Consider the following 8,887-nt stretch of genomic DNA (forward strand, 5'->3'; position numbering starts at 1 on the left):
TGCGCATAATGACAGGGCCTTATGTTGAGCGGCGTCCGGATAATGCCACCGGCTCCGGGCGTCGCTTAATATAGGGTCCATTATGCGCATCCAACTTTCGCTCTCTGATCGCGCCGTGCGCGATGCCAAGGCCTACATGGCCAACCCTGACCCTGAGCATGCCATCGAGTCGCTGATTGATTCGTATGGCGTCCTGGTGGCCGACATTCGCAAGCTGCGCTCCAGGGTTCGTCAGCTCGATGATGAGTCCGCCGAGATCGATGACCTGGTAGCCAAGCTGAGATCGGTCGCCGCGTTGATCCAGGAGCTTTGACCAATCATGACAATTGAGGGGCCGATTGCCTGCGCGTAGCTTGACGTCTCGTCATCGCTTTATGCCATCATCATTTACGCTGCAATTGCAGCTTCAAGGAGGTAGAGATGAGCGCTTTTGAAGGGACGGCAGAGTTTCTTTACGAGGACGGTTTCAGCGAGGCTCTGGAAATCACATGGCATAGTCAGACACGGACTCCAGCAGCGAGCGGTAGAGCTACTGTCACCAGAGCTGCGACATTTCTTGTGCCTAAGTATCTGAAACGCCCCGGTGAGTTTGTCACGATTAGCTTTGACGACCGCAAGCTCTATGGCTATTACGATGACCCAGTGCCAGGAGCTGATGCGGTTCGTTACACATTCCACAGCCAAAAAATGGAGGCTTCGCTCTGATGAAGCTCGAGAATTACCATCAGTTCAACAGCGTGGTTACCACGGTTCTGAAGGCTCTTGCCAAGAGCTTTCCAGCACCTGTTGACCTTGATTTTCAGGAGCTTGGCCTCGCTGATGGCCCTGCCTTTGAGCAGCAAAATTTAGACGAAGTGAAGACTGCCCACGCACCACAGCACATCTTTGCTTCTCAGTGTGTCGCTTTCCTTGTCGATGAGGGCTTCATCATTGGCACCCCTCACTATGTTTGGGTGCAGCGGGCCCGTCTCACAACAAAAGGTCTTGAGCTGATCGGGGTTTCCCTCAGCAGCTTAGAGAAGGCGACTTACATCTGACTCTAGAGTTGCCGCGGCTGTGTGCCTGGTTAGGAAGGAACAACGTGACGCCTAGCCAGGTATGCAGATGCGGCGGACAAGCGCAGCGCGTCAGTTTTCACGCCGTTTTGGCCGCTTCCCTTTGGCGTCCAACCGCTTTTGATCGACCTGCAGCGCCGTCTCCAGGGCAGATCTGATGATGACATTTGAGGGGCCGGCCTTCAGGTGATTGACCTGCTGGCCGCCGAAGGCGGGTGGGGGTGCTGTTACACCCCCACTTTACCGCGGTTTCCCGCGATCCTTAGCCCAGCACTCCTATTCTTTTGCTGCCGTTGTTGCGTTCGCCCTTCATGTACTCCTCCATTTCCATGCCTTGGAGGATCGAGCTGATTACATTGAGGGCTATAGGTTTGTGGGTATCGTTCAGGCTTCCGAAACGGCGGAGCAGGCCCAACATCTGCACCTCTAGCCCTCGCTCCTCATCGCTGAGCAGGATCTCATCTGTAGTGCATTGGAAGAATTTAGCTATCGCCACAACCTTGTCGCTTGGCGGCACATTCTTGCCTTTTTCCCAGCTAGCAATGGTGTTTTCTGCCACACCTACCGCCTCAGCAACGGTTTTCTGCGAGTATTTGTTAACTTCTCGCCTAAACCTGATGTTCTCTCCGATGCTCATCGCCGCTTCAACCGAATGTTCATGATCCATAGACTCTAACTCCTGTGTATTCATACAGCACATAGATTTATTTGGTCTAGCTGCGACATATCTCTTGTCAAAAGGCTAACACATAGCGTAGCTTTGCCTGCGCAATGTGTTGGGTTGACAAGGATTTCTGATGTTCATCGATTGGCTCACAATTTCGCAGGAGCACGACCATGATCTGCCGATCGTGTGCGACGTTGTGACGTTGACGATCGACTCGAACACCAATGAGGTGCTGAGCACCAAGCAGCCTCGCTTCAAGCACGAGGCAAGCTATTCGACCTCCGTCACTGTTCATGTCCAGGGCCGAAAAATCCGAGTCGAGGGCAATCCGAGCAGAGTAGGGCGGCTGGACAACCTGTTCGGCTTTACCACCATTGAGCAGTGCGTTGCCGTATACAACGACCTTCTTCGCGAATACGGGCTGCCTGGCTTTACTCGTTGTACTCGGCTCGATATCCGTCAGGGCGCTTCGGGCGCAAATTCCGGCGACAGGATCGCCGACGGCGCAAAAATCGAACGTATCGACCTCACAACCAACGTTGCGTTGGGCGAAGGCAATGTTTTGGCTTACCTACGCGGTGTATCTAGCCAACGCATCGGCCACTCCATCGGGTTCTTGTACCCCAATGGTCGCACTGTTGCCTGGACTCCGAAAGGAAATGGCCAGGGTGGCCGCCTGCAATATAGAAAGGCTTACGACAAAGCCTTTGAAATGGATCAAAACTGCCTGCCAAAAATCAAGCGTGTTTATGGCGAGGAATCGTCGGAATATCAGTATGTCCAGCGCGTCCGTGACTACTGCGCTACTGAAGGCGTAGTGCGTTTAGAGCAAGAGCTTAAAAGTGAATTCTTGCAGCGCGAAGCCCTTTGCTACTGGGGCCTATTTGATGAAGGGCGCTTAGCCCAGCTCCACTGTGAGTTTCTTAAAATTGATGAAAAGCTGAAGGTGACTGCGATGGATATCGTTAGCATTAGCGAGCAGCTGTTGGCAGAGAAAATTGTTGATACCACTCGCGCTGCAAATACAACTGCCCTTTATGCCATTCAATGGATGCATGGCCAGCGCTTCGATTTTAAGAAACGACAAGTACAAGACCATGCAGCTCGTCTTAATCGTATCGGCATCAACATTCGCAATGCATGCGATACCAGCCGATTCGCGCCTATTTTCGTCCGCCAGTGCCGCGAAGTCACCAAGTCTACTTTGGCCGTTCCTTCCTGGTACCAACGCCCTAATCATCTGAGGCAGGTTGCGGCATGAAAACTGTCAGCTTCCAGGGCGCACAGCTTACATCTGGTCAACGTCACAGGCTCGAACAACAGCGCCGGATTCAAAACATGTTGAATCCAGTATTGGCCGATCAAGTTGCTCAGACCATTGCAGTACTTGAGGTTCGAAAAGAGCAGGGCATCCAACCTGAGAAGCAATGGGTCACTGTCAGCGATACACGGGGAACAGTTTCTATCGCTGAGTGGATGGGTTACTAAATTAATTTCGCCCAAAAGGGCATAACTTAGGTCAGCCATGAGTTGCTGACTGCCAATAGAAGAGGGCTCCACCATGTCTAACGCAAACACTATCATCGTTGAGGTTACTGGTCAGTACCGTACTGGTACAGCTGCAAAAAGTGGCAAGCCTTACTGCATGTACACTGCATTCGTCCATCTGCCCAATATCCCGTATCCGCAGATGGCTGACTTTTACGCCGAACTACCTAATCAGGTGCCTCAACCCGGTACTTACGAATGCGATGTTATCGCTAGTGTTCGTGATTCTCGACTGAGCTTCGAGGTCGATCCTCGTCAAGGTCGTCGTGTAAGTACTGCTCAGGCTAAAACTGCCTAATGTCTGGTTTATTGCATTGCCCTGGAGAGCTTGTTGTTCAGAGCGGTGCATCTCCCGTGTGCTCGGTTGATTGGGTGCTTGTTCCATACATTCAACCATTTGACCCTTCACAGCTTGATCCAGTGGTTTTGGGGCAAGCATTTGGTGCCGGTTTTACTTTGGTCGGATCTTTCTTGGTCATGTCCATAGGTGTCCGGGCCTTATTAAATTTCATCAAGCAATCATGAGGATTCAAAGTATGTCGATCAAAAAACTGTTCGCTGCCGCTACCGTTGCCGCAACTGTTGTTACCGCGCCTGGTGTCTTCGCAGCGGAAGGGACCGGTTGGGATTATTCCCAGATGACCTCTGCTGTAGATTTCAGCACCATCACCACGGGTGTTCTGGCTGTCGCCGGTATTCTCGCAGGAGTATATGCCGGTATCAAAGGCGCTCGCATCGTTCTCGGCTTCCTGCGCAGCTAAGGCTTTTTGGAATGACCTGGGCGTCTTCGGGCGCCCTTTTTTTTACTGTTTTCAGGGGGATGTATGGATCAGCTTTATTACTTCGCCATGTTCTGTATCGGCTGTGGATGTTCTTTTGCCGTCTTCTCCGGGTGGTGATCCATGAGGCTTACTTACTCTATATTTCTCCTATTTTTATTTTGGCTTCCTTCAGACGAAGCATTTTCAGCCTGGTCATGCAGCCAAGCCTATGTATCTAGCTATCCCAATGAATGTCAAGCAGGTGCTGGATCGGCTACTCCTGAAGCATTTATTGAAGCAGCTATGGTTGCTGCCCGCACAGCTAATACTAGCTCTAGGGCCACTGACTATGCAGTTGTCGGTTGCTCGGCTACCGCCGTTGCATCAATGTATAGCTGTAAGTACTCATACAAATACTTTGGCTCTCTATTTGAGATAGGTATTAACATCGAGGGTGCTACTGAGGCGTCTTGTCCTGAGACGCTTGAGTCGCGCGGCTCTAATAGCTCAGTAACCAAAACCGGAGATAAGTACTATGTTACGTGGTCTGTTCGCTCTGTTGATTCTGATATATGCCATAACTCTTGCTCTTATCTGGCGGAATCAGCCGCCGTTAGCAACTGTTACTTGGTTGCAGGTTCTACAGATACTGGCTTTTGTAACTACGTCGTGGGTCTTAATTCCGCGAGTCCTTCATGTGCTTCTGAGGCCGGATACACCGCCCCAGGGACTGGCGATTCTCTCACCCCAAACGTTGATCCTGGCGACGGTGGCGGCGATGGCTCCGATGGCGGTGCAGGGGATGGAGGTAATACAGGCGGCGGCAACGGCGGTGGGTCTGGCGACTCCGGTTTTGATGGCGAGCTGTCTTTCTCTGCTCCTGGAACACTAGACACCGACGGAGTGGTCAACAGCGAGGTCAATGCAGCTCACTACAAGACATTCGTAGTCGGCATGGAAGCTGACTTTAACGATTCTGGCATTGGCAAAGCTCTTACCAACTTCAACAATAAAATCTCCGGGGCAGGGCAGCAAGGCTCTTGTCCAACAGCTCAAATTCAGTTGTTGGGAACAGTCGTCGCATTCGATGCGCACTGTGATTTGTTTTCCGGCATTTCGCCAATCCTCACAGTCGTTTTCATGGCGGCGTGGTCGTTGCTAGCTGTTCGTATTTTCCTCTCAGCTTGATTTTAGCGGCTAAAACATAGGGGTCTTCATGTCTGGTTTCGGCGAGTGGCTGCTCTCAATCCTTCAACAAATAATTCAGTTTCTTGCTGACATCGTAATTGCCGTGGCTGACTGGCTTTGGCAGGCCATGTTGAGCCTCATAAGCTCCAATAGCATTGTGGGATTGATAGAGGTCGCAGGTGGGCTTTTCGAATCTATTGATCCCTCGGTCTGGTATTTCATGTCCATATTTCAAATTCCTTATGGCATTACTGTAGTTCTCAGCGCTTATGTGCTGCGTTTTCTTGTTCGTCGCATTCCTTTCATTGGGTGATTTATGGCTATTCATGCTTATGTTGGCAAGCCAGGGCATGGCAAAAGTTATGGTGTTGTTGAGCATGTTGTCATTCCTTCGCTGAAGCAAGATCGCCATGTCTTTACCAATATTCCGTTAGCAGTGGATGAGCTTTTAGCTGCATTTGGTGGAAATATCACTCAGTTACCTGAGGATTGGCATAACTTAGAAGATCTTGGCGAGATCATTCCCCCAGGCGCCGTTGCTATTATTGATGAATGTTGGAGGCGCTGGCCTTCGGGTGAGACTATCAATCGTGCAAGGCTTTCAGATAAGTCTTTGCTTGCAGAACATCGTCATCGTGTCGATGCAAAGAACAACTCCATGCGTGTTGTTCTTGTCACTCAAGACCTCTCGCAGATAGCTTCATGGGTACGCCAACTTGTTGAAACCACTTACCGTATCCGCAAGTTTGGAAAGAAGGTCTACAAGGTAGACATTTACCAGGGTGCGGTTACTGGCGACTCACCGCCCAAGTCAAAACTAGTTAGAACTGATGCAGGTACTTTTAAGAAGTCTGTTTATTGCTTTTACAATTCGGCCACTCAATCTGCATCTGGCTCAGTTGGCGATGAGTCCGCTGCTGATGGTCGCTCAAGTATTTTTAGGTCTTTCGGGCTATGGTCTTGCCTGGCGGCCTTTCTGATTTTTATCGTGCTTGGGTCATACGGCGTTAAGAGTTTCTTCTCATCTAACTCCGATCATCCTTCCTCTACAAAACCGGCTCATCATCAGATCAAGCAAAAGCCTATTGAGTATCCGCTATCCACTACCTGGCGATTGGTTGGCTTTGTCCACCCATCTAAGCCCGATCCGAATTCAAGGTCTGTCGCGGAACCGCTGGCTCTTATTTCGGACTCTAGCGGCAACACTCGATACATATCATTTAATCATTGCCGCTACACGGATGACTTCACTGAGGCATTTTGCATCGTTGACGGCTCAAAAATTACTAGCTGGTCGCTTAAAAAGCCTTTGCCTGTGATTGGAGGATTGATTGGGGGAGGGGGTTAGCGTAGCGCTGCCCCCTTCACCAATTAATCCTTTTTTCCCGGACTCTTTCTCATGACTTCCTCTAATACATTTTGCCGATTCATCATTGCATTGTCTTTCTCAGCCTTTCTCTCGCAGGCTAATGCTTCTGAAACTACACAGCCATTGACGTTTGACTTCCAAACTATCCAGGTATCTGCTGCACTTCAGCTTCTTGCCGACTATCGTGGCCTTAATCTTGTCCTGGGCGAAGGCGTTACCGGCTCCATGTCGATGCGCATGAAGGACGTTAGCTGGGACGATGCTATTGAACTCGTCACTGGTCCTCGCGGTCTTCTGTACACTGTCGATGGTAAGTTTCTTCGCGTCAGCGCATATCCGCACACGGAAGACGATTCCGGTGGTACTTTCGGGACTTTTACAGGGCCGTCTGGCTCGCTTTCTGGCCCAGCTACACCGTCGTATAAGGTCACCGTATTAAAGGTTCGAAACATTCCATCGGCAGATGCTATTAAGGCGTTTCCGCTCGACCAGGGCGAAAGTTTGAACGCTGAAGAAGGCTCGTCAGTTGTTGTTGCACGCATGAGTGACGAACGCTTGGTCGATCTGCGCACATATCTGACAGCCGTTGATTACTCGCGTAAACAGGTGATGATCGAGGCCCGCATAGTCGAGGTTGATCGGTCATACTCGAAGAATCTTGGTGTCCAATGGTCCGGTTCTGTTGGTAGCGGTGCCGGCACCTTGATTGGCAGCGTTCCATTGGGCCTGACACCAGCTGCTATCGCTGGGTTTGGGATTACATCCAGGTCGTTCAATTTGGATGCTGAGCTGAACGCAATGGAGCAGGCGGGCAGGGGTCGTGTAATCTCCAGCCCGCGCGTGTTCACCACTGATCGGCATCAGGCGAAAATCATCAAAGGCTCTCAGGTTCCATACCAACAGTCGGCCGGTGACGGGGCTACATCCGTTTCTTTTAAAGAGGCTGCGCTTTCGCTCGATGTCACCCCGCTGGTGAACGATACCGGGGTGCTCCTGGACGTGATCCTTTCAAAGGATGAACCCGATTACTCGAAGGCAATGAACGGGGTGCCACCGATCAACACCACATCGCTGACGTCCCGGGTGTTTTCGGGTTTTGGGAAAACTGTGGCGTTGGGAGGCGTGTACTCGGATACGGATAGCACCGTTGTGCGTAGCGTGCCGTTTTTTGGACAGATCCCAGGGCTTAAATGGCTGTTCAACAGCAGCTCGACCGTGAAGACTGAAACCGAGCTGGTTTTGTTTCTGACGCCGCGCTTGGTAGACGCTCCTATATAACTAAACTAAATGAATATTTAGTATAGTTATCACTTTTTGCCATAACATGAGGGCAGGGTAGTCAGCGCCCTCATGGTGCGCACACATCGTCACTATTCCTTTTCATCTACGAAGCCTGTATGTTCGATGCCAGGCTTTGATGGCAGCCTGCCCGCTTGCACTGGCGAAGTTAATACCCATCGTTTCAACCCCGTCCTATATCGCATTTTTCCTAAAGATGCGCCGGGTCGATGAGCAAGCAGTTTTCCCCTTGAGCGCGCGTAAAGGAGAAGTGCCATGTCCTACGACACCATCAGTCTTATCAAACAGCAGGCTAAAGCTCTTGCCAAGACGCAAGGAGTCTCGCTGTCATCAGCTCAAGAGCTTTTCGCTCGTAAAGCGAAATTCTCTAACTTTCATGACCTTACCACTGTAGCCACGCGTAACCCTGATGATCCTCGGCTTGTCCGTGCCGCCTTTGGTGTCAGCGATCTCAAGGACGCCATTTGGGAAGACGATCTGCCGTCTCAGCTTGACGATTTATTGGAGGACGCAACCTCTGAAGCTCGGGCCGACATGAATGCATCTGACTTTCGAGTGACCTCCTTGAAAATCACCAGCGCTGATTACGATCCGGCTCTAGGAAAGCTCGTCCTGGATGGTTCTTTCGTTTACGGAGGCCAACAGGATCTCGACAGGATGTATCACGGCACCGCGTTTCACATGAATGCCAGGTTCAACCTCATTCGTCGTTTCGACAGTTGGTCTTTCGATGAAGACATTCCGTACGAGATCGTTGACAGCATCACCGACAGCGACCTTGATCGCGAGCATGAGCTGGAGTACCAGTACGAGCAGTACCTGGCCGAGAAAGCTGCTCAGGCTAAGCGGGAATGACATAGCCGTTGATAGGTACGGCGGGTGTTGCTACTAGCAACACCTGGTGCCGGCCGAGCAGGTCGATTTTTCGCGTCCGCGAAAATCGCAGTGCGATCTGGCTTCCGATCTGGCCAACTCGTGCCCCGGAAGCTCCATACGAAGA

At 51.1% G+C, this 8,887-nt stretch carries 13 protein-coding genes; 12 read left to right on the forward strand and 1 reads right to left on the reverse strand.

Going from position 1 to position 8,887, the window contains the following annotated elements:
• The first annotated feature begins 82 nt into the window (after positions 1-82).
• The 3 genes from NGM28_RS28010 (at position 83) to NGM28_RS28020 (ending at position 1,037) form a co-directional block, all read left to right on the forward strand.
• Positions 83-313 carry a hypothetical protein gene (locus tag NGM28_RS28010; protein ID WP_252092482.1) on the forward strand — a complete coding sequence of 77 codons (231 nt, stop codon included), beginning with the start codon at positions 83-85 and terminating at the stop codon, positions 311-313.
• A gap of 107 nt (positions 314-420) precedes the next feature.
• Positions 421-705, forward strand: a complete 285-nt coding sequence (locus tag NGM28_RS28015) for a hypothetical protein (protein WP_252092483.1) — start codon at positions 421-423, stop codon at positions 703-705.
• Positions 705-1,037 carry a hypothetical protein gene (locus tag NGM28_RS28020; protein WP_252092484.1) on the forward strand — a complete coding sequence of 111 codons (333 nt, stop codon included), beginning with the start codon at positions 705-707 and terminating at the stop codon, positions 1,035-1,037. The genes NGM28_RS28015 and NGM28_RS28020 overlap by 1 nt, the downstream gene beginning before the upstream one ends.
• A 280-nt stretch (positions 1,038-1,317) precedes the next feature.
• On the opposite strand, the gene NGM28_RS28025 is transcribed toward NGM28_RS28020, so the two are convergent.
• Complete coding sequence (locus NGM28_RS28025) at positions 1,318-1,722, reverse strand: helix-turn-helix domain-containing protein (RefSeq protein ID WP_252092485.1); 405 nt, start codon at positions 1,720-1,722, stop codon at positions 1,318-1,320.
• 130 nt (positions 1,723-1,852) lie between these two features.
• Here NGM28_RS28025 and NGM28_RS28030 point away from each other — a divergent pair, with 130 nt between their 5' ends.
• The 9 genes from NGM28_RS28030 (at position 1,853) to NGM28_RS28070 (ending at position 8,742) form a co-directional block, all read left to right on the forward strand.
• Positions 1,853-2,983 carry a phage/plasmid replication domain-containing protein gene (locus NGM28_RS28030; RefSeq protein WP_252092486.1) on the forward strand — a complete coding sequence of 377 codons (1,131 nt, stop codon included), beginning with the start codon at positions 1,853-1,855 and terminating at the stop codon, positions 2,981-2,983.
• Positions 2,980-3,210 carry a hypothetical protein gene (locus NGM28_RS28035; protein WP_252092487.1) on the forward strand — a complete coding sequence of 77 codons (231 nt, stop codon included), beginning with the start codon at positions 2,980-2,982 and terminating at the stop codon, positions 3,208-3,210. The genes NGM28_RS28030 and NGM28_RS28035 overlap by 4 nt, the downstream gene beginning before the upstream one ends.
• A 73-nt stretch (positions 3,211-3,283) precedes the next feature.
• Positions 3,284-3,568 carry an alkaline phosphatase family protein gene (locus NGM28_RS28040; protein ID WP_252092488.1) on the forward strand — a complete coding sequence of 95 codons (285 nt, stop codon included), beginning with the start codon at positions 3,284-3,286 and terminating at the stop codon, positions 3,566-3,568.
• 238 nt (positions 3,569-3,806) lie between these two features.
• A complete protein-coding gene (locus NGM28_RS28045; protein WP_252092489.1) occupies positions 3,807-4,031 on the forward strand; it encodes a hypothetical protein in 225 nt (74 codons plus the stop codon).
• Between the two features lie 141 nt (positions 4,032-4,172).
• Complete coding sequence (locus NGM28_RS28050; protein WP_252092490.1) at positions 4,173-5,219, forward strand: hypothetical protein; 1,047 nt, start codon at positions 4,173-4,175, stop codon at positions 5,217-5,219.
• A gap of 28 nt (positions 5,220-5,247) precedes the next feature.
• Complete coding sequence (locus NGM28_RS28055; RefSeq protein WP_252092491.1) at positions 5,248-5,532, forward strand: DUF2523 family protein; 285 nt, start codon at positions 5,248-5,250, stop codon at positions 5,530-5,532.
• Positions 5,533-5,535: 3 nt separating this feature from the next.
• Entirely contained in the window at positions 5,536-6,567 is a 1,032-nt protein-coding gene (locus NGM28_RS28060) for a zonular occludens toxin domain-containing protein (RefSeq protein ID WP_252092492.1), read from the forward strand.
• 51 nt (positions 6,568-6,618) lie between these two features.
• Positions 6,619-7,866 carry a secretin GspD/PilQ domain-containing protein gene (locus NGM28_RS28065; protein ID WP_252092493.1) on the forward strand — a complete coding sequence of 416 codons (1,248 nt, stop codon included), beginning with the start codon at positions 6,619-6,621 and terminating at the stop codon, positions 7,864-7,866.
• A gap of 276 nt (positions 7,867-8,142) precedes the next feature.
• Positions 8,143-8,742, forward strand: coding sequence for a hypothetical protein (locus tag NGM28_RS28070; RefSeq protein WP_252092494.1), 600 nt, complete (start codon positions 8,143-8,145; stop codon positions 8,740-8,742).
• Positions 8,743-8,887: the final 145 nt, after the last annotated feature.

Origin of the sequence: Pseudomonas sp. MWU13-3659, assembly GCF_023757525.1 — a bacterium.
GTDB classification, from domain to species: Bacteria; Pseudomonadota; Gammaproteobacteria; order Pseudomonadales; family Pseudomonadaceae; genus Aquipseudomonas; species Aquipseudomonas entomophila_E.